The organism is Paenibacillus oleatilyticus, from assembly GCF_018998565.1.
GTDB lineage: Bacteria > Bacillota > Bacilli > Paenibacillales > NBRC-103111 > Paenibacillus_G > Paenibacillus_G oleatilyticus.
In genome coordinates, this window is the sequence record NZ_JAHNZO010000034.1 from 1 (window position 1) to 18,623 (window position 18,623).

At 48.6% G+C, this 18,623-nt stretch carries 18 protein-coding genes; 12 read left to right on the forward strand and 6 right to left on the reverse strand.

What is annotated here, in order from left to right; translation table 11 throughout:
- Nucleotides 1-106: 106 nt before the first annotated feature.
- The gene (locus tag KQX66_RS30545; protein ID WP_216797141.1) at nt 107-772 is read right to left on the reverse strand and encodes a DUF4386 domain-containing protein; all 666 of its coding nucleotides are present in this window, start codon (nt 770-772) and stop codon (nt 107-109) included.
- 440 nt (nt 773-1,212) lie between these two features.
- Between KQX66_RS30545 and KQX66_RS30550 the strand changes: the two genes are divergently transcribed.
- From KQX66_RS30550 to KQX66_RS30570, 5 genes are all read left to right on the forward strand, one after another.
- On the forward strand, nt 1,213-1,635 hold the full coding sequence (locus KQX66_RS30550; protein WP_216797143.1) for a hypothetical protein: 423 nt from the start codon (nt 1,213-1,215) through the stop codon (nt 1,633-1,635).
- 16 nt (nt 1,636-1,651) lie between these two features.
- A complete protein-coding gene (locus tag KQX66_RS30555) occupies nt 1,652-2,074 on the forward strand; it encodes a tetratricopeptide repeat protein (protein WP_216797145.1) in 423 nt (140 codons plus the stop codon).
- Between the two features lie 190 nt (nt 2,075-2,264).
- On the forward strand, nt 2,265-3,038 hold the full coding sequence (locus KQX66_RS30560; protein WP_216797147.1) for a class I SAM-dependent methyltransferase: 774 nt from the start codon (nt 2,265-2,267) through the stop codon (nt 3,036-3,038).
- A gap of 219 nt (nt 3,039-3,257) precedes the next feature.
- On the forward strand, nt 3,258-4,328 hold the full coding sequence (locus tag KQX66_RS30565) for an agmatine deiminase family protein (RefSeq protein WP_438804218.1): 1,071 nt from the start codon (nt 3,258-3,260) through the stop codon (nt 4,326-4,328).
- 46 nt (nt 4,329-4,374) lie between these two features.
- On the forward strand, nt 4,375-4,950 hold the full coding sequence (locus tag KQX66_RS30570; protein WP_308647305.1) for an NAD(P)/FAD-dependent oxidoreductase: 576 nt from the start codon (nt 4,375-4,377) through the stop codon (nt 4,948-4,950).
- Here KQX66_RS30570 and KQX66_RS30575 read toward each other — a convergent pair.
- The gene (locus KQX66_RS30575; protein ID WP_216797150.1) at nt 4,947-5,534 is read right to left on the reverse strand and encodes a TetR/AcrR family transcriptional regulator; all 588 of its coding nucleotides are present in this window, start codon (nt 5,532-5,534) and stop codon (nt 4,947-4,949) included. The two genes, KQX66_RS30570 and KQX66_RS30575, sit on opposite strands and share 4 nt — an antisense overlap.
- A 190-nt stretch (nt 5,535-5,724) precedes the next feature.
- Between KQX66_RS30575 and KQX66_RS30580 the strand changes: the two genes are divergently transcribed.
- The gene (locus tag KQX66_RS30580; RefSeq protein WP_216797152.1) at nt 5,725-6,387 is read left to right on the forward strand and encodes a nitroreductase family protein; all 663 of its coding nucleotides are present in this window, start codon (nt 5,725-5,727) and stop codon (nt 6,385-6,387) included.
- Between the two features lie 74 nt (nt 6,388-6,461).
- Here the strand turns inward: KQX66_RS30580 and KQX66_RS30585 are convergent, their stop codons facing one another.
- Nucleotides 6,462-7,856 carry an MFS transporter gene (locus KQX66_RS30585; protein ID WP_216797154.1) on the reverse strand — a complete coding sequence of 465 codons (1,395 nt, stop codon included), beginning with the start codon at nt 7,854-7,856 and terminating at the stop codon, nt 6,462-6,464.
- A gap of 113 nt (nt 7,857-7,969) precedes the next feature.
- Between KQX66_RS30585 and KQX66_RS30590 the strand changes: the two genes are divergently transcribed.
- From KQX66_RS30590 to KQX66_RS30600, 3 genes are all read left to right on the forward strand, one after another.
- Nucleotides 7,970-8,905: a LysR family transcriptional regulator gene (locus KQX66_RS30590; RefSeq protein ID WP_253957545.1), complete on the forward strand. Its 936-nt coding sequence runs from the start codon at nt 7,970-7,972 to the stop codon at nt 8,903-8,905.
- Entirely contained in the window at nt 8,892-11,909 is a 3,018-nt protein-coding gene (locus tag KQX66_RS30595; protein WP_216797156.1) for a WG repeat-containing protein, read from the forward strand. Before KQX66_RS30590 ends, KQX66_RS30595 begins: the two co-directional genes overlap by 14 nt.
- 231 nt (nt 11,910-12,140) lie before the next feature.
- Nucleotides 12,141-12,527 (forward strand): hypothetical protein, encoded by a 387-nt coding sequence (locus KQX66_RS30600; RefSeq protein WP_216797158.1) that lies wholly within the window; start codon nt 12,141-12,143, stop codon nt 12,525-12,527.
- Between the two features lie 103 nt (nt 12,528-12,630).
- Here the strand turns inward: KQX66_RS30600 and KQX66_RS30605 are convergent, their stop codons facing one another.
- From KQX66_RS30605 to KQX66_RS30615, 3 genes are read right to left on the reverse strand one after another with little or no spacing between them, the layout of a single operon-like run.
- Nucleotides 12,631-13,440 (reverse strand): DJ-1/PfpI family protein, encoded by an 810-nt coding sequence (locus KQX66_RS30605; protein ID WP_216797159.1) that lies wholly within the window; start codon nt 13,438-13,440, stop codon nt 12,631-12,633.
- 41 nt (nt 13,441-13,481) lie between these two features.
- Nucleotides 13,482-14,132, reverse strand: a complete 651-nt coding sequence (locus tag KQX66_RS30610) for a DUF2306 domain-containing protein (RefSeq protein ID WP_216797161.1) — start codon at nt 14,130-14,132, stop codon at nt 13,482-13,484.
- Between the two features lie 51 nt (nt 14,133-14,183).
- Nucleotides 14,184-15,218, reverse strand: coding sequence for a DJ-1/PfpI family protein (locus KQX66_RS30615; protein WP_216797163.1), 1,035 nt, complete (start codon nt 15,216-15,218; stop codon nt 14,184-14,186).
- Nucleotides 15,219-15,437: 219 nt separating this feature from the next.
- On the opposite strand from KQX66_RS30615, the gene KQX66_RS30620 reads away from it, so the two are divergent.
- The 3 genes from KQX66_RS30620 to KQX66_RS30630 all read left to right on the forward strand — a co-directional run bounded on the left by KQX66_RS30620 (nt 15,438) and on the right by KQX66_RS30630 (nt 18,537).
- Nucleotides 15,438-16,124, forward strand: a complete 687-nt coding sequence (locus KQX66_RS30620; protein WP_216797166.1) for a response regulator transcription factor — start codon at nt 15,438-15,440, stop codon at nt 16,122-16,124.
- Between the two features lies 1 nt (nt 16,125).
- Nucleotides 16,126-17,457 (forward strand): sensor histidine kinase, encoded by a 1,332-nt coding sequence (locus KQX66_RS30625; protein ID WP_216797168.1) that lies wholly within the window; start codon nt 16,126-16,128, stop codon nt 17,455-17,457.
- 189 nt (nt 17,458-17,646) lie between these two features.
- Nucleotides 17,647-18,537, forward strand: coding sequence for a class I SAM-dependent methyltransferase (locus tag KQX66_RS30630; RefSeq protein ID WP_216797170.1), 891 nt, complete (start codon nt 17,647-17,649; stop codon nt 18,535-18,537).
- Nucleotides 18,538-18,623: the final 86 nt, after the last annotated feature.

The window sequence follows — 18,623 nt, forward strand, 5'->3', positions numbered from 1 at the left end:
CGATAGTATGATTAAAGCACAAAAAACCGTAAGAGGTCACTTTTTTTCAAGTGTCCATCTTACGGGTTACAGTTCAGTGGATTTGGTGATTTTTTAATTTTACCCTTCAAGTCCTTATTTGGGATGAGTTGAACCCTTTGACGATCAGCCAAAGCGGCATAATGATCTCGAAAAGGGCTCCCGGAGCATACAGAACCATTCCGTTGTAACCCATAAGTTCTACGATGGCGCTGGCTGACAACGATGCGTATCCTATAAGGCCTAAGACCGATAGGAATCGCGGAATGAGTTTGGACCGATACAATAAAGTACAGAATACAAGGCTGTACAGACCAAGTACAATCATGGCCAGCTGAAAAGCCAAAAAACTTCCTTCAGCCGCCAACGCTCCTATGGTGTGAAAATAGGAATGGGTCGGGGCTCCTGCCTGGATATATTCTTGGCTTAATTTGACCCGCAATAACGGACCGATTGTCCCAACGATAAGGAGCATAGCCTCCATCACCCGAAAACCAATGTAGCCTAAGGCAATTTTTTCATTATGCCGCTTTAAGATGGGGAACAATACGATTGCGATGCCGACAACAGCGACGGAATTTATGAGCTCAAGCAATACTCCCAAGATGACTTGGTCTTTCTTCAAATAAACATCTCTGAGATAATCCGGAGCGTTCATCATAGATTCAATCAGTGCATTTCCCGAAATATACGCAGCCGTTGCAATTAAAAATAATACCCCAACAATGACGGCAGACCTTCGATTCGCCTCCATGTTTCCCTCCTCCGTAGTTTACAGCCTGCATATGGCCGAATTAGGCGATTCACGCTCATTCACGTGCATTATATCCGCAATAGAACTGGTCCTCATAGATACTAAAGTATGGATTGGAGGATGGTTTTTGGGGAAACGGGCGAAAGGAGGGAAATATAAGTAAATTGTCGTATTTTGTTTATATGGGAATTATAGTAGGATATATGGATTGTGAAACAAACCATAAAATGTCAGGGCGGTATAAAGTCAACCTTATGACGACTGCATGTTCTGTTAACTACGCGTCGTGGGGCAAGCTATTCAACTGTAGGGGGCGGGAAATGACGGAAGAGGTCTGATTCCAGAGCATCCGTATGTCGGGAATATCCGATACGATTGATAAGAGAGTATAAATCCAAAGGAGTTGAAGACATGATCATATTGTCGAGGAGAACCGGAACATGTTCGTAATCCATGCCTACCTTGCGAAGTCGTCAAATCCATACTCTTATGAACGTCTCGCCTCAGAGTTAGGCACCTATTTTGATTCTGAAACAAAGCATGGTCTGAAAATAGGAACATCAACGAATCCGTTCACGAAACAAAAATATGCGATTCTTCAGTGGACAGGATGGAATTTTTCGGCACACTTTGAAACGGGCCGCAATGTAGCCGCAGATGCAGATTATATTGCAAGTGTCGTCGAGGATTGCCCGCCTGAAATCAAAGATTGTACCGATCGCATTCGCTTTGAGTTCTCGTCTGATGAGCGACGGGATTTCACGGATCATATCATTGGGGCGATAGACTATTTATTGGAGATACCAAACGCAATCATTTTTGATGAAAGTCAAAAAAAGATCATTCGTCAAATTCAAGAATAGGACAGGAGGGATGGCAGTGCAACTTTCAGATTCCACCTATTCCGAAATTACCGCTCTGTCTAAACAAGGCGATGATTTGGTGAAGGCTGGCGATCTTGAGGCGGGCAAGCATAAGTATGTTGCGGCTCTTCGCTTATTGCCGGAAAACCATCGAGAATGGGAGGCCGCGACGTGGCTGTACGTGGCTATTGGGGATGTTCATTTTCGAATGAACAATTATGACAAGGCATTTAAGTGCTTTTTTAATGCGGTACAGTGTCCGAAGGGGTTGGGTAATCCCTATATTCATCTTCGGCTAGGGCAATTGTATTATGAACAGGGAAACCTGGAGAAGGCGACTGACGAGCTAACCCGGGCTTACATGGGTGCCGGTATTGCCATTTTTATGGAGGATGACCCAAAGTATCTTGAGTTTTTGGAAACCAAAATCGAAATTTAAAATTTCAGGTGCCGCATAAACATGATCTCGTGAATTGCCGCGTAAATCGCGGCTTTTTGTTTTATGGGATAAGGTTTGTTGTCATGAGCAAAAGACAAGAGCTTTATCCCATTGCCGACAAAGGGTTCTTGACAGGTCTTAGTATTATGGTTATCATGGACACATTAAGTCTGTAATTGGGGTGAGAAAGATGAAATACGAAAGCGACCGTCACCGGAACTCGGAAGTATTTGATGAAAACCAAGATTTTGTCGCCAAGCCGGGCGTCGGGGTCTTGACCTTGCTGCAGCCCCAACCCGGGGAGCGAATCCTGGACGTGGGCTGCGGGAATGGGAACTTGACGGCCGAGATCGCAGCCGCCGGAGCGATCCCTACAGGTATCGACCTGTCGGAGGAGATGGTTACGCAGGCCCGACAGAAATACCCAGAACTGAATTTTCAGGTAGAAAACGCTTGTCTTTACCGCACAGATGTCCGCTTTGACGCTGTGTTCTCCAATGCAGCGTTGCATTGGATCAAGGATGCTCCTGCCGTTGTCAACTCTATCTGGCTGGCCCTGCGGGATGACGGCCGATTCGTTGCCGAATTCGCCGGTAGCGGCAATGTCGCCGTACTGACCAACGCGATGGAGGAGGCGCTGGAGACACATGGTTATACGTGGGCGGGACGGAACCCGTGGTATTTTCCCACCATTGGTGAATATGCCAGCCTCCTAGAGGAGACCGGCTTCCGCGTCACGTTGGCTCAGCATTTCGACAAGCCAACCCCGCTCAAGGGAGAGACAGGGCTACGGAACTGGTTGGACAAATTCGCCGATTATTTCTTCCCGGACGTCACGCCGGCAGACAAAGCGTCGATCTACCGCACCATCGAGGCGAAGGTTAGGCCACACGTTGACCGGGGAGGCCAATGGATGGCCGACACTCGCCGATTGCGCATCGTAGCCATCAAGCCACTGGCATAAGGAGATAAACAATTTTGGCTTTTTCTTGTCGCCTGTGCCAAGGAAAAGGGGACATGTATCTTGCGGAAAGTGAATACCAACCATGGCAACATGGGGATATATTCACCTTAATAAGGGCCGGTTGAACGGAAAACAGCTGCTGCCTCCAAGTGTTTTTGAACGAGTAACCTCACGGGCCACACCGAAGATGCGCCTAACCTTGCCAGAGGTTGGGTTAGGGTGATCATCGAAGAAGTGAGGCGGCAAACAGTAGAGGAGGCTGAGAAAATGGAGCAATATACGATTCCAGATGAGAAAAGCGAACATGAAGGCACTTGGTTGCAATGGCCTCATGGATACACCTATGGCGAAGATTATAAAAAAGGGATAGAGCCCATCTGGATCCAGATGGCAAGCGCGTTAAGCGAGGGTGAGAAAGTTCACATTGTTGCCTATAACCAAGCGGAAAAAGAAAAAATTAACCAAATCCTTACGAGCCAGGGCGTAAATATGAACATGATTGATTTCTTTATTACGCCTACGGATGATGTATGGGCAAGGGATAATGGTCCGATTTTTGTATATGATCATCATAAAAATCTAAGAATATGGGACCCGGGATTCAACGGATGGGGGAAGAAAACTCCTTTTGCCAAGGACGCTTCACTTCGCGAGCGTCTCAGTAAGGGGTTAAACATCGAAAGAATAGATGCGCGTCATCTCGTCATCGAGGGCGGAGCTATTGAACTGGACGGCCACGGTACCTTTTTATCCACCAGAAGCGCTGTTATGAATCAAAACCGAAATCCTGACTTATCCGAAGCGGAAATCGAAAAATATCTTGGCTGCCTTGGCGTTACGAATTTTATTTGGTTGGATGGAGTACCGGGGGCAGACATTACCGACTTTCATATTGATGGATTTGCGAAATTTTACGACCAATCTACGATCATTACATTTTCGGAAAACGACTTGGCCGAATGGGGGCTGTCCGCCAGCGATATTAAAGCATTATTGAATGCCAAAAATGCATCAGGCGAGTCTTACAAGTATGTATTTTTGCCGCTCAGTAAAAACAAAGTCACGTTAGCAAACGAAGAAACCTTGGTCGATAAAGGTTCGTATGCGAATTTTTATATCGGGAATAAAGTTGTGTTGGTACCTAACTATAACGATCCTCATGATACCATAGCAAACGATATCATCCAAAAACTATATCCCGAACGTAAAGTGGTTGGTATTGATGTAAGAGAGCTTTATAAGGATGGCGGGATGATTCATTGTGTTACACAACAACAACCGGTAATATGAGATAATGGATTATGACCGTTGAGATCGGGAGGCGTACTATGATGAAATAAAAAAAGAGGGCGCTCGGGTTGTCGGTGTTTACACTTCACATGGTTTTATCGAAGCCGATGTCATCGTACTGGCAACCGGTACGGCTTTACCCGAGCTCTGTAAACCATTAGGATTCGATGTTCTTGTCGCTCCTTCGCCTTCCATTCTGATTCGCATGAAATCGAAGGAAAAGTTAATCCACACCTTGATTTCCAATTCGAAATTTGAAGCAAGACAACTAACCGATACGACTCTGATCGCGGCGGAAGATTATATGGACGAGTCTGAAGAAAACGGGCCAGATGCCATTGGAAAAAGAGCATTTGAAATCCTTCGTCGCCATCTAAAAGGAGGGGAGACCTTGGAGTTGGAAGGTATCAAGGTAGGAATGCGACCTATGCCTGAAGATGGTTACCCTATTGTTGGTTTTCATGATCGGATCAAGGGTCTCTATCTAGCCGTTATGCATTCAGCGATTACGCTGGCTCCTGTGATTAGCAGCGTGGCTTCCAACGAGATTATAGACAATGTGCAGATGAAAGAATTGGAAAGCTGCCGGTTATCCAGATTTTCATTTCCAGACCGGACCTAGTCCAGCAGTTCTTTGGCTCCGTTCATCACTAAGGGCATGGTCTGTTTAACGAATGATTCCGCAGGTATTGGACGCCCTTCATTGTTCCAAACGTAAGCTGCCCCATACATCCCCCAGCTTAACATGATAGAAGCTGTATTTATTAATTGCTTGTTTGGATTCGAAGGCATCTTGTCTTTGTCTATAAAGGAAAGAATTATCTTTTGAATTTTTTCCTTTATTTGAATTTCGAATACAGGTCCAAGCGATTTATACCTTTTTTTGCACATGGTGCTTAGATCCTTGTGAAAATCGCATACACCCAGAAAAATACTCTGAATTGTTTCTTCATTTAATTTTTCGTGACCGCTTATTCTACGGTTGATGATGGTCATAAAAGATTCCGTTAGTCTGGACTCGAGAATTTCGAATTTATCTGTAAAATGCGCATAAAAAGTCGCTCTGTTTACCGTAGCCCGCTCCGCAATATCCCTAACGGTTATCGATTCGAAGTCTTTTTCTTGAATCAATGAAGCGAAAGCGTCCTGAAGGAGTCGCCGTGTACGTATCACACGAGGATCAGCTTCATTCTTTTGAATTGTCATGGTTAGGACCTCCCCAAATAAAAACGACATTATTGAAATAGTGTTGTCTATGCAACGGTTAACGGATATTGATGATTGCGTCCCCTTCGGTTGTTATTATAACATATAAATACAACAAGTGTTGTTCAAACAACTGCTGTTGGATTGATAGAGATGCTGAATGCCGTTTTACCAAGAGGAGGAGAGAACCATGTCGGTTTCACAACCATCGCCAACGATGGAGCAACAACTTTTTTTTGATGTTATTCGAGAACGCCGGTCGGTTCGCAGCTATGATCCCGAGGTCAAGATTTCGCGGGAGGAATTGACCGAAATATTGCAGGAAACTACGCTGGCTCCCTCGGCCGCTAACTTGCAGCCGTGGCGGTTTCTCGTTATCGACTCGCCGGAGCTGAAGCAGAAGCTGCTTCCGATCGCATTCAATCAACAGCAAGTGGTCGAGGCTTCGGCTGTCATCGCCGTTCTTGGTGACCTTGAGAGCATCCGGATGGCCGAGAAGATTTACGGCCAGGCTGTCGAAGCGGGCTTCATGCCTGCGGATACGGCAAAATCGTTTGTTGAGCGCTATACCGGTATGTATTCGAGCATGCCGCCCGATACCATCCGCCAAATCGTTTATACCGACGGCGGGCTGGTATCGATGCAGCTTATGCTTGTTGCCCGCGCCAAAGGCTACGATACGGTACCCATGGCCGGTTATGACAAACAAAAGTTCATGGAAGCTTTCGGCGTATCAGACCGGTATGCCCCGGTTATGCTGATCGCCATCGGTAAGGCAGCGAAGCCCGGTCATCCGACGACGAGACTGCCAATCGAGGATGTAACTTTTTTTAACGAAATGCCTAACGAATAAGAACCTGTAAAAGACCTTCGCATCCGCATCAAGAGCGGCGAGCCAAGGTCTTTTGCGGGTTCTGCACATCTAATTCATTTACGAAATTCAAGCTCTTCCCATTGCCCCGGCTTCCGGCGCCGCCAACTCATGAATACCAAGGACAATGCAATTACCGTGAGGATCACCCCAAGCCATCGAAATCCCCCGAAGCTGAACTTGTCTCCCATGACGAGGCCTGTCAGCAATGAAGAGAGAATGGCTCCCAGGTTTCTTGATGTATTAAACAATCCGGATGCTACGCCGATAATTTCTTTTGGAGCGCTTTTGAACAAGGCCGCTTGCATACCGACGCTGTTCAACCCGTTGCTAATCCCGAATGCCGCTAACGCCAAGCACACGCTGATCACCGGTGAGCTTTCATTCAAGGTCACGATCCATACGGCTCCAAGCGTCATCAGTATCGCGGAGACTAGCAATGCCGGACGGGGTCCTGATTTATCGATCCATCGTCCTGCTATTGGAGAAGCAACGAGCGAGCACAAGCCTAAGCTTAACATGAGAATCCCCGTATGGAACTCGCTGACATGACGTACCATTTGTAGATAGGACGGAAGACCGAAAAAGATCGAGTAAAAAAGTACGTTAACGATCATGAATTCGATATTGACCCAGGTCATCGCAGGATGTTTGGCGAAGGTGCGCAAAGGAATAAAGGGCGACGTCGCTTTTAACTCATGTCGTACGAAAGCCCCCAGTATAACGAGGCCGATCAACCCGATAATGACATAGCGAAATGAAATATGCCCGGATGATTTTGCCGACAGTAATCCAACGAGCAGGGCAACCAAGCCCGCGCTGAAGAGCAGGACCCCTGGCACATCAATCAACTCCATCCATTTACGAATGGACATGTTGCGCGCGGATGCCGTCGGTTCGTCATTAGGAATCGACCTCCAAGCGAATAGAAAGCTCGCCGCCACGAACGGAATATTGACGAAAAAGATCGCAGGCCAATCCCATCCGTGAATCAAGACCCCGCCAATAAATGGTCCGATGGCTGCCGCTCCGGACAGGAAGATGGACAAAACGGCCAGCGCAGTCGCTTGCTTCTCCGTAATATGAATGCGCACAATGGCCATTCCAACGGAAACCATCATGCTTGTCCCGATGGATTGCACAATGCGGAACACGATGAGCCATCCAAAGTTGGGCGATAATGGAGCTAATAAGGATGCAGCGAAAGCGACGACAAGCCCGGTAAGAAATATTTTCTTACGGCCGAATAAATCACTGGCCTTTCCCATGACGGGTTGAGCGATCGCACTCGCAATGTAGAAGGAAAAAATAATCCAGGAAACGCTGGCAAAGTCAAGGCGGTACACATTTTGCAGCCTTGCAACAGCAACAGAAATCATCGAAGAATTCAATGGGTTCAGTAGTACCCCCAGTCCAACGGCAATCATCAACCACCAGCTGCGAACCCCCATGTTTGGCCCTCCTCCAAGTGTAATGATGTCATCGTACTTGAAAACCGACATTTATTCCAACGCATTTTATGCTATAATTTCATTGACTTGAAGGAATGAACGGAGGGTGCGTTATGGAACTTCTTCAACTGCAATATTTTCTCGCGGTCGCTCGATTGGAGCATGTGACCGAGGCGGCACGAGCTCTGCACGTTACTCAATCGTCGCTCAGCAAAACGATTCAACGCCTGGAGGAGGATCTAGGGGTCCCTCTCTTCGATCGAACAGGGAGGAAGCTGCGGTTGAATGAGTATGGAAGCCGATTTCTTCGCCGTGCGGAAAGGGCGTTATTTGAATTGGAGCAGGGGAAGCAGGAGATTAGCGATTTGTCCAGTCCGGAACATGGCACACTTGAATTGGCGGTGACCAACGCAAGCACGCTGCCTCAAATCCTTCGAGAGTTTCGGAAAAAACATCCCCATATCCAATTTCATGTGCAAATGCTGACCACGCAGGAAATGATAACGCTTCTCCATCGTGGTGAGGTCGATTTCTGCTTGTCCTCTCCTCCTATACAAAGGGATGACTTTGAATGTGAAATCGTGTTCGTCGACCCCATCCTTGTGGCTGTTCCGAAGGGACATCGGCTGGCAGACCGAACCAGCGTTTCCTTGGCAGAACTAAGGGACGAATGGTTTGTCGGCGTAAAGAGGGGCTACCTTACTCGCGATCTGGTAGACTCCGTATGCCAATCGGCCGGATTTGCGCCTAAATATGTGTATGAGGGAAATGAGCCCGCCAGGCTAAGCGCTCTGGTGGAGGCCGGAATTGGCATCGGCTTCATACCAAGCACGGCCATGAATCCGCGGGAGCATATCCAATATCTTCGGGTAGAGGACCACGAATTGGTACGGGAGATTGCTTTATTATGGCACAAGAGCCGGTACATTTCGCGGGCTGCACTGGAATTCCGTAAGGTCGTGGTAGAATATTTTGGTATGGGGTCAAATGCAATCAAAGAAACAACCATTGTTAATAAGCAGAGGAGCAACTCTCATGACGGAAAATAGCAACGTGTTTCATCCGCCCTATGTCGTACGTTTTCCATTCGAAAAATCGCTCGGGCTACGTAATGCGTTGATCGACGTTGATGGAAATCTTGTTCGCGAGCCGAATTTGCTTAAAGTACATAACTTTACTCCAAATAGTAAGGGAGGTTACATTACCGCAGCTCAGGACCTAAACGAAAAATGGGGGTACCTGGATCAAAACGGCAGATGGTTGATCGAGCCGATTTTGGAGGATGCGCGCATTTTTGGCGAGGAGGGCATGGCCAGATTCAAAAAAGAAGGGCTATGGGGCTATGTAGACTTAAACGGGGAAATCAAAATCCAACCCCGGTTTGAGGAGGCGCTGCCATTTAACGCAGGCTTGGCGGCGGTTCGCTTGCACAATGGTTATGCCTATATCGATTGTATGGGACAAGTCGTCATCGAAGGGCCGTTTGACGAGGCAGGCTTCTTTTCACCGATTGGTTTGGCTGCCGTAAAAAATCGGGGGAGCTCCGCTTGGGGGGTCATCAATACGAAAGGCGAAATGGCGATTGCCCCGCAATTTGCGAATGTCGGCATGTATACAAGCGATGGCACAGCCCCCGCAAGGAAAGGTAAATTATGGGGATTGATCGATACGCAAGGCGAATGGATCGTGAAGCCGACCTATTCGCGTATCGAAGAGTTCAACGAAGAAGGGCTTGCTTTTTTCAGCGATTACACTGATCTGATGAATATAAGAAAGGGTTATCTCAATACAAAGGGCGATGTGGTCATTGAGGGAACGTCGATCTCGGACCAAATGGTGTGCGGGCTGGTAAAAGAAGATGTGCCTTACGGCGGAGGCATCGGCTTCTTCGATCGTACCGGTACGATGGTGATCCCGCCACAGTATGCTTGGGCCGATCCTTTTCATGAGTGTGGCGCGAGCGTCGTCCTTCACAAGGATCAATGGGGGATTCTTACGATGGACGGCCAGTTCCGGGAAATGCCTTATGTGGAGCCGCTGACGGATCATGAAGGCTGGGTGCTGGGCTTTTCTAGCGGCAAGGGAATGGCTCCGTTTCTTGTTCGGAAAGGCGAAGTTGTCTACGTGGACGCAGCTGGAAGGGAAGTTTGCAGACTGCGGGTAGAAGAGACGGGGAATCCACAGGAGCGTGTATTGCGACTATTTAATGCTGAGGGAAGGATCGTATGGCAAAACGAAGGAGAGAAGGGTGCGTTTTTTGTCGAGAGTCCGTTTTTGTGCAAGCAGCCTGCCCGGCATTTTGAGGATATCCAGTATTGGGAGGGAGATATTACGGATGCCGCACAAACCCTCTTGGATGCGGAACCAAGAGATTTTTATCCCTATACCTGGTACGAACGGGATGTGTACGATCTATCGGAAGAGGATGAAGATGAGATCGACGAGTATAAAAAAAGAGGCGCGATGGTGGTCCTGGCGGGCACTTATGTGAGCGAGGAGCATTACGGGCATTACCCTTTTCTCGGGGAATGGGAAAGAAAGGCTTTTGAACAGTATTTTGCAGCGATCGCTGACCGTCTTTCCGATTTTTTTGGCGACCCGCTGCCCGATGCGTCTATCATGCTGCGCTGGGGCGATAATAACATCAGCAAAGCATGGGAAGTGAACGGCAAGTATCTGGTGCTGGAATGGTTCACTGAATATGGCGATGGCGATTTTGTCCACCGGCTGTGGCTTGCTGCAGGATACAAAGAGGACTTGGAATACGAAGAGGAGGATGCCGAGAACGAATACGATTTAAACGAGGAAGGAACCCAAGCAAATGACCAGACCTTCGATCTCGATCAGTTTGAGAAACTGGTGAAAGAGGCACAGGCTCATATGGATGCGGAGGAACATGAGGAAGTTCTCGATTTAGCGTTCCAAATGGAGGAACTCGCCTCTGATTGCACGGATGTGGATGTCGCGGACATAAGCCGGATCTATGACTGCAAGCGGAATGCGCTGTATCGATTGGGGCGGGTAGAAGAAGCGCTCGAGACCTGCCGTGAAGCGATTGCCTATATCTCCCCGAGGATGTTGTTCAACTATCGGCCAGAGCCCCGCCAAACGCTGCGCGCTTGCCATAATGTACTCGCTCGGGAGCTAATGGAGCGCGCCGCATCCAAAGAAGAATGCCTGACAGCCTGGGAACATGTAAAGGCTTGCTTTAAAACGGTGGGACCGAATGAGGGTGAAGCTTTACTTGAACATTTCTATGACACCCGAGCGCTTGTGCTGCTGAAGCTGAGTGAGTTTGATCCCGCAGAGCAAGCGAAGGCCTTTGCTTTTCTTCAGCGGATGCAGACCATCGGGTCACCGTATCTGAGAGACGAGCTACGACTGGCTAAAGCGATAAACTCAGCAGAGTATCAGGCCTTTTTGAAAAACAGCCAGGAAGTCGATCGAGAATATGTACAGGCACCTGCCCAGGAAACCGCTATGGAGGCAGTGACCCGGTACCACAAGGCATACGAAACATTTAGCCAATTCAACTCGCAAGTGGAAAAGGAATTTGGGCCCATTCTCTCCCTTTCGTTTAGGGAGGAAATGATTGCGAAGTCCGAAGAGGAATTAGGGTTTGCCTTGCCGGATACACTTCGTCAATTTATGCTGGTGCCTGGCCTTGTACATGGGATATATCCGGAACTTGTGCCTCCTATGAAAATTCAAGGGATGTTTTCGCTAATCAGTGATGTGTGGGGAGTGCGCCGGGAGTTCGAGGAGCGTTTGACGCGGAAAGAATTGCACTGGCTGGAGGTTCATTGTCAGATCTGCGGCTTGTCGCAGATGGACGAGCATAGTCAAGAGTACATGTACTTTACTCCCGTAAAAGGATTTGGCACCTTTACCTACATTCGGGATGATTGGGATAAGTTTGAAGCGGATGTGCTCAGACCGCTGCTGGCGCAAGAGATTCCCGATGAGACGTTCGACCAGATGTATTCCCGAAAGGTGACCGATCAGATTAAGCGGATGATTGAGGTTAGCAGAAATCCCGGTGCAATGCACTGATCGTATCCCCTCAAAGTGAACGGTAAAGGATAGGGCCCTTACCGTTTGCTTGGAGGGGATGTTCTGTTCGGTCAAATGAAAGTATTGACATTACTACGAAAACGTATTAAATTGAGTTTAGACATACATTACGATTTCGTAGTAATTCGGACTCTTTTTTTATATATTTACTACGAATTCGTACTAAAAGAACCTTGAAGGTTATTAAGTTCCATAAGGAGGAGGATTGACATGAATTGGCAAGACGCAGCCTTGGTGGTGGCGGGGTTTATCGGAAGTGGTGTGGCGGTGATTCACGGCAGTCTGACCCAACGGCTCATGATCAGGCCGCTAACGAAGTCTGTTCTCGCCGACGAACTAACGTTAGTCAAAAAGCTCGTGCCGTCACTCTTGCAGTTCAGTACGTTCAACTGGTTTCTCGGCGGTCTAGCCTTGATCGCTTCTGCCCTCTGGTTCGAGCAGGACGTAAGGCTTGCGACTAGCCTGCTCGTCGGCAGTTCCTACCTGTATGGCGCTCTCGTCAACCTTTGGGCGACACGCGGCCGTCATCCCGGCTGGATGCTTTACACGGTTGCGCTCGGCTTGATCGCCTTCGGCGTCAACGGACCCGGCGGTTGAGGTGACTTTCACAAGGTCCGAAGCGGGGAGCGGTCGGCAGATTTATGTTCGTATGCCCCGGATTCCGATTCCGGGGCATTTCTTTTTCTCAAGTTTGGTTTCCTTACATAGCAGCAGCGGGTTGTGCTTCTTTAGACGCTTCCTGACTCGTCGTAAAGTCGATCGGCGTAACGCCTTCCGCTTTCCACACCGTGCCTCTTCGCTCGTACTCGAATAACTTTTCGACGGCATTCGCGATTCGGGGCCCCAGTTCACGCTCAACCAAATACAAGGCCACGTCAAGTCCCGAAGTCACGCCTCCGCCGCTCACGAGGCGAGGACCGTCTACAACGACTCTTGCATCAACCGGAATTGCGCCGGCAGCTTTTAAAGCAGCCATGCCCAAATGGTTGGTTACGGCATGTCTATCTTTCAACAAGCCTTTCATAGCAAGCAGCACTGAGCCTCCACATACGGTAGCCACCGTGACTTCCTTATTGTCCATAGCTTGCTTGATCAAATCCGGTAAACCTGTCCTCATAGCCTGCCCTAATATATTCGGAATGGCGTCTTCCGAATTTCCCGCCGGCTTCCCCGCAGCTCCGGGCACCAAAATAATTCCCGGACGATTCGGATCTAAGGCCGCTTGCGCTTCGAGGGCGGGCCCATTCATACCGCTAGGGACAGAACGCTTGCCTTCTGCGGAGACCAATTCCAGCGTAACGGCTCCTCCCGAGTATATTCCCGCGGCAGCGAATACTTCATATGGCGCCAAAGCGTCCATTAGATCGAAGCCATCGAATAGTACGACTTGAACATGCATACTTTTGTCCTTGAACGCATTCTTATTCTCGCTTGTTTGCGCACTTGCCGCAGGGGCAATCAGACTTAGTACCAGGGTAAACGACAGGAGCCATCCAAAAAATTTTTTCATTCTTTTTACCATTCCTTTCGCTTGGAGGTGAGTGGATCACCTCATGTATGGGGAACCGCAGCTTCTCCAGAAGAACCGTTCATTCTAATGATGACGTCAGGAATAACCAGCAGCAGCACAATGGAGCCGTAAACGCCAATGGTATAGCTGGTAGCGTAAACAAGACCGAAACCCTGATGAAACAGGAAGGTGATGAGATGAATGAACATGTTCGTAAAACAAAAAGCGTAGCTTCGGATCATCCAGTTCCGGTGCCGGATGATCCGTTTCCTTTTGATTTGGAAGAGCGCCATGATTGTGATAAACAGCCATATAATATTCAGTGCATTGAATGCCATGCTGCTTATTTTTCCTCCGGTGGCGTAAGGCGCCATGTATCCGGAAGTCAGCACGACAAGCAGTACGGACACCAAATAAACGTAGCCGTTGATGCGATGGAACTTGCGGCTTTTTTCCATGACTCGGTTAGAAAAGTTGAGCAGTCCGGCCGCCATCGCGATGCAGGCAAATGCAACATGAACGTACATCACGTTTAACCAGACCGGGAGATTGAGCTCGCGTTTGAGTCCGGTTTTATGGCTTAAAAAGCTCTCGGCTCCGGGATCGATGATATAATTGTTCAGCAAGGCGTAAAGGATAAATAAAATCGTGACACCGGTCAAAAGGCCGGATAGTCGTTTCCGTTTCTTCATGTGATCCGAACCCCCGCGGCTCCATTTTGATGACCAATACACAGTTCCGGGCTAGGAAACGCGATGGCCTGTTAGTTTGGATGCCGGAAGCATGCCGGCCTTGGCGATTCCGGTCATGTGATCTCCGTCGGCGGCAACTTCGAATTTCAGATTCAAGCGCATCGGTTTCGTGATTTGCAGCGACCAAGTAAGCTTGTTATCCAGAAGGACGGGGTTCAACAACGCTACCGTCTCATTCCCTTGAGTGGCCTTGCCTTGGATTACCCCATTCCTTGTTGAGATGGAGAGCTTAACCTGCAGTTTCCCAACTGGTGTAGCGATTGTTGTATCCCAATCGCCTTCGAAGACGGATGCCTCTGTGAGTTTGTTATCCGGAGGGCCATAAGTCATGGGCGCTTTGTCCGCCGCGATACTCGGTTCGTCGCCTGTCCATGTTTTTCGCCGGCCAGGTGCCATTCCTGTTTCTCTCCAAACCGTCCCCCTCCGCTCAAATTCGAACAACTGTTCTACCGCGTGCGCGATACGCGGTCCAAGCTCACGTTCCACCAGATACAGCGCTACATCGAGTCCCGAAGTTACGCCGCCGCCGCTAACCAGGTTGCCATCATCCACGACGCGCGCCGAGACGGGAATGGCTCCGGTTGCTTCAAGTACATTCATGCCCAGATGATGAGTTACCGCCGGTCTGCCTTCCAAGAGCCCTCCCATGGCCAGCAGCAGGGAGCCGCCGCATACCGTGGCGACTACGATGTCTTTTTGCCCGAGTGCCTGCCTAACCATACCGGTCAATTCCGTGTTCATGGCCCGGGCCAGAATAGCCGGAACGGAATCGGGGCCATCTCCTTCGACGTCACCCGCGGCGCCGGGCACGACAATGATACCCGCACGTTCCGGATTCAATCTGCCGCTTGCTTCAATCTTTACTCCGTTGGTGCCGCTAGTCACGGCTCTCGGACCTTCGGCGGTAACGAATTCTACGCTTAACGCGTTGTCAGCATTCATCGCAGCGGCGCAAAAAACTTCGTAAGGTGCGATGGCATCCAGAAGGTCGAAGCCGTCAAAAAGCACAATTTGAACCGTCAACATCAAGAAATCTTCCTCCTTTATCCGTTTCTGCGTAGGACGGGACGAGTCATGACCCTCGGTATTAGCCATCCGTGTTCGCAAGAAAAATTGTAACAAACGAATATCTCAAACGAAGTTGTATAAAGGTCACAAAACAATAAACAAATCATCACAAATCAGATGGTTACGTTAGTTTCTTGCGGAAAAGATGATAAACTAGAATTCGAAGGTGGGATATTCATGAGCGAAGTTAATACGATACTGGTTGTAGACGACGACCAAAGTATCGTCGACCTATTGAGGGACTTTTTAGAATACGATAATTTTCACGTGATAACCGCTGGCGATACCGCTCAAGCGTGGACCGTGTTCCAACAGAGTTCCATTCATTGCATCGTCCTTGACATCATGATGCCGGGAGAAAACGGATTTGAGTTATGTCGCCGGATTCGGGCGGAGAGCAACGTTCCGATCCTTTTCTTGAGCGCTCGCAGCGATGATGTGGACAAGATTCGAGGGCTGACGCTCGGCGGCGATGATTATATCGTCAAAACCGCTTCACCGGGCGAGATTGTAGCCAGGGTCAAAGCGGTATTGCGGCGTTCCGCTTCTCTGCATCAAACGGATGGAAGAGTCCTGGATTTTGGCCGGATCAAGCTGAATCTGTCCACAAGAGAAGTTATCGTGGATGGGAAGAATGTAGTGCTCACGCCGAAGGAATATGCACTGTTTCGATTATTTGTCGAACACCCCAGACATGTTTTTACCTATGAACAAATACTTGCCAAATTTTGGGATGGGGTGGGCGATAAGCATACGATTCGGGTGTATCTCGGTCGACTTCGCGAAAAAATCGAATCCGATCCGAACCATCCGCAATACTTGGTCAACGTATGGGGAGTAGGGTATCGCTTCGAGGGAGGATAACATGAGAACGCTTCGTATTCGTACGTTTACTTTGCTGTGCTTATTCTTCATCCAGCTCGTGCCGTGGATCTTCTTTGTTACGGCTCACTTCATGGAGACAAAAACGCTCAGCTTCGCAAAAAGCCAACCGCAAGACGAGGTTTTGCAAAGACATTTGACCGACATCACGCACCTGATTGAAACGAACACGGACAAATGGAGAGATTCGAATTGGCAAAATCAATTGCATACCCGGTTGCAGCAAGCGAACATAGAGGTAGTTATCTTATCTGCGTCAGATCGGGAAATTTATCGGTCTAATCCGGAGCGCCGGGGCGACTTGTCATCAACCGAACGGTTCTCCGTCATAGAAAACGGTCAATTGCTCGGAAAGGTCGTCATTTCCCTGCCGAAGTCCAATACGGTTAAGATCATTGCGGTGCTTGCCGGAGTATTGCTAGCTTTCTTTATTATCGGTGTTGCCATGCGAAGATTCCTTCTTAAGCCCCTCGAAAGGATGAGCCTGGCAGCCAGACAAATCGCCGCAGGGGATTGGGATGTGAAGCTGCCTTGGTCCAGAATTACCGAAATCTCGGAAGTCCGCGATGGATTCGAAGTGATGGTGAAGGGGCTTCAGCAATCTTTTCGGAAACAAGCGGAACTGGAAGAAGAGCGTCGATTCGTAATCGGCGCTGTCGCGCATGATTTACGAACCCCGTTGTTCGCCTTGCGGGGTTATTTGGATGGTCTTGAGCAAGGAATTGCTCAATCTCCGGAGAAAATAACAAAATATTTGGCGGTGTGTAAGGAAAAATCGGCGCAATTGGACCGGCTGGTAGAGGACCTTTTCACATTTACGAAGATGGACTATTTGGAGATGAAGCTTCATCACAAGAAGATTGATTTTAAACACCTCATCCAGAAATCGATCGACAGTTTGAGTCCGCTAGCCCGGCAAAAGCACATCTCGATCTCGAACGATGCTGCAGACGACTGCTTCATTAGCGGTGACATGCACTTATTGGAACGTTCCATCAACAACCTTTTGGAGAATGCCGTCAGGCATACCCCCTCCTATGGTGAAATTGTTGTTCAATGTTCTATAGATAATGACCAGGTAAAATTTACGATACGTGATACGGGGCCGGGCTTCTCGCCGGAAGAACTGCAGCGGGTTTTTGAACCTTTATATCGTGGTGAACAATCCAGGAATCGTTCAACCGGAGGCAGCGGGTTAGGGTTAACGATTTCACGGACAATTATGAGGCGTCACGGAGGGGAACTTGCCGCAGGTAACCATTCGGAGGGTGGCGCTCTGCTGACCGGTTGGTTACCTGTAAACAGTCAAGACTAGACTCGCTTCTTTTTACTCGCGGAATATCGGACCTTTGGAAAAAATATGGTATAGCCGTTGACAAACGGAAACATAACATATATTGTGGATATATAATATCTATAATTAGCAAGGGCGGTAAGGGATGTCGTCAACCCCAAGTCACGGAAAGCAGATAATTTTAGAAAATAAATGAGAGGGGATATGAACATGTTGAACGATTTTTTTAACGAAACCGTCTGGGAAAAAGCTTGGAAGGAAGATACGCAGACCGCAGTCAACAAGATGAAAAAAGCCGGCATGGATGCAGTTCGCGTTTTTGACCATAAGGCAAAGTCATTCAACGAGGAGGCTTTTAGCGAAGAAGGCAGACAAAGAACTAAACGGATTATGAATTGGCTGGAAGGACAGGGTGTGACATTCAACGAAACATCCATTCTAGACATTGGTGCGGCTTCGGGCGGGTTTACAGTGCCGTTCGCGGAAAGAGGGGCCCGCGTTACTTCCGTAGAGCCATCTCTTCCTTTGGCAGAACTCCTGAAAGAAAATGCGACGGGATTAACAAACGGGAAGGTTGAGCTGGTGACGGAGCCGTTCGAAAACATTCATATTCAGGCAAAGGGATGGGAGAAAGCCTTTGATTTGGTATTTGTCTCCATGTGCCCGGTTATCGTCGATTGGGAGAGTGTGGAGAAGGTGCTCAGCTGCGCGCGTCGGTTCTGCTATATCAGTCTGGCTGCCGGATCCAGAGAGCACAGTCTGGTGAACGAGATTTGGACTTTGGTCACCGATCAGCCTCAGAAAACCGAGCATCTGGAGATGGCTTATTTGCAGCATTTATTGTATCTTAAAGGCTACTCCTATGAGTCGCTGATCACCCGGGAGATGAAAACCAGGGAGGTATCCAGAGAAACGGCGCTCATGGAGGCTATGGACTGGCTTAAAATTTGGGGTCTGCCTGCGGATGATCGAAACCGGCAAATCGTCACCGAGTATTTGGCACGGACTTATCCGTCGGACAAGGTGGAAATCCGGCAGGGGGGTCGATTTGGCAAAGTTCTGATTCGATTGCAGGATCAGAACATGTACACCCGGGCTTAATAAAAAGAGAGGTCAACCAGTAAAAACTGGCTGGCCTCATTCGTTATTTTGACCTATTTTAATGATATTGTTGTATAGTTAAAGAA

Excerpts from the sequence above, each read along its gene's own strand:
- KQX66_RS30630 (WP_216797170.1), top strand. The coding sequence starts at position 17,647 with ATGTTGAACGATTTTTTTAACGAAACCGTCTGGGAAAAAGCTTGGAAG.
- KQX66_RS30610 (WP_216797161.1), bottom strand. The coding sequence starts at position 14,132 with ATGAAGAAACGGAAACGACTATCCGGCCTTTTGACCGGTGTCACGATT.
- KQX66_RS30585 (WP_216797154.1), bottom strand. The coding sequence starts at position 7,856 with ATGGGGGTTCGCAGCTGGTGGTTGATGATTGCCGTTGGACTGGGGGTA.
- KQX66_RS30560 (WP_216797147.1), top strand. The coding sequence starts at position 2,265 with ATGAAATACGAAAGCGACCGTCACCGGAACTCGGAAGTATTTGATGAA.
- KQX66_RS30615 (WP_216797163.1), bottom strand. The coding sequence starts at position 15,218 with ATGTTGACGGTTCAAATTGTGCTTTTTGACGGCTTCGACCTTCTGGAT.
- KQX66_RS30590 (WP_253957545.1), top strand. The coding sequence starts at position 7,970 with ATGGAACTTCTTCAACTGCAATATTTTCTCGCGGTCGCTCGATTGGAG.
- KQX66_RS30545 (WP_216797141.1), bottom strand. The coding sequence starts at position 772 with ATGGAGGCGAATCGAAGGTCTGCCGTCATTGTTGGGGTATTATTTTTA.
- KQX66_RS30625 (WP_216797168.1), top strand. The coding sequence starts at position 16,126 with ATGAGAACGCTTCGTATTCGTACGTTTACTTTGCTGTGCTTATTCTTC.
- KQX66_RS30605 (WP_216797159.1), bottom strand. The coding sequence starts at position 13,440 with ATGAAAAAATTTTTTGGATGGCTCCTGTCGTTTACCCTGGTACTAAGT.
- KQX66_RS30550 (WP_216797143.1), top strand. The coding sequence starts at position 1,213 with ATGTTCGTAATCCATGCCTACCTTGCGAAGTCGTCAAATCCATACTCT.
- KQX66_RS30580 (WP_216797152.1), top strand. The coding sequence starts at position 5,725 with ATGTCGGTTTCACAACCATCGCCAACGATGGAGCAACAACTTTTTTTT.
- KQX66_RS30575 (WP_216797150.1), bottom strand. The coding sequence starts at position 5,534 with ATGACAATTCAAAAGAATGAAGCTGATCCTCGTGTGATACGTACACGG.
- KQX66_RS30595 (WP_216797156.1), top strand. The coding sequence starts at position 8,892 with ATGACGGAAAATAGCAACGTGTTTCATCCGCCCTATGTCGTACGTTTT.
- KQX66_RS30620 (WP_216797166.1), top strand. The coding sequence starts at position 15,438 with ATGAGCGAAGTTAATACGATACTGGTTGTAGACGACGACCAAAGTATC.
- KQX66_RS30600 (WP_216797158.1), top strand. The coding sequence starts at position 12,141 with ATGAATTGGCAAGACGCAGCCTTGGTGGTGGCGGGGTTTATCGGAAGT.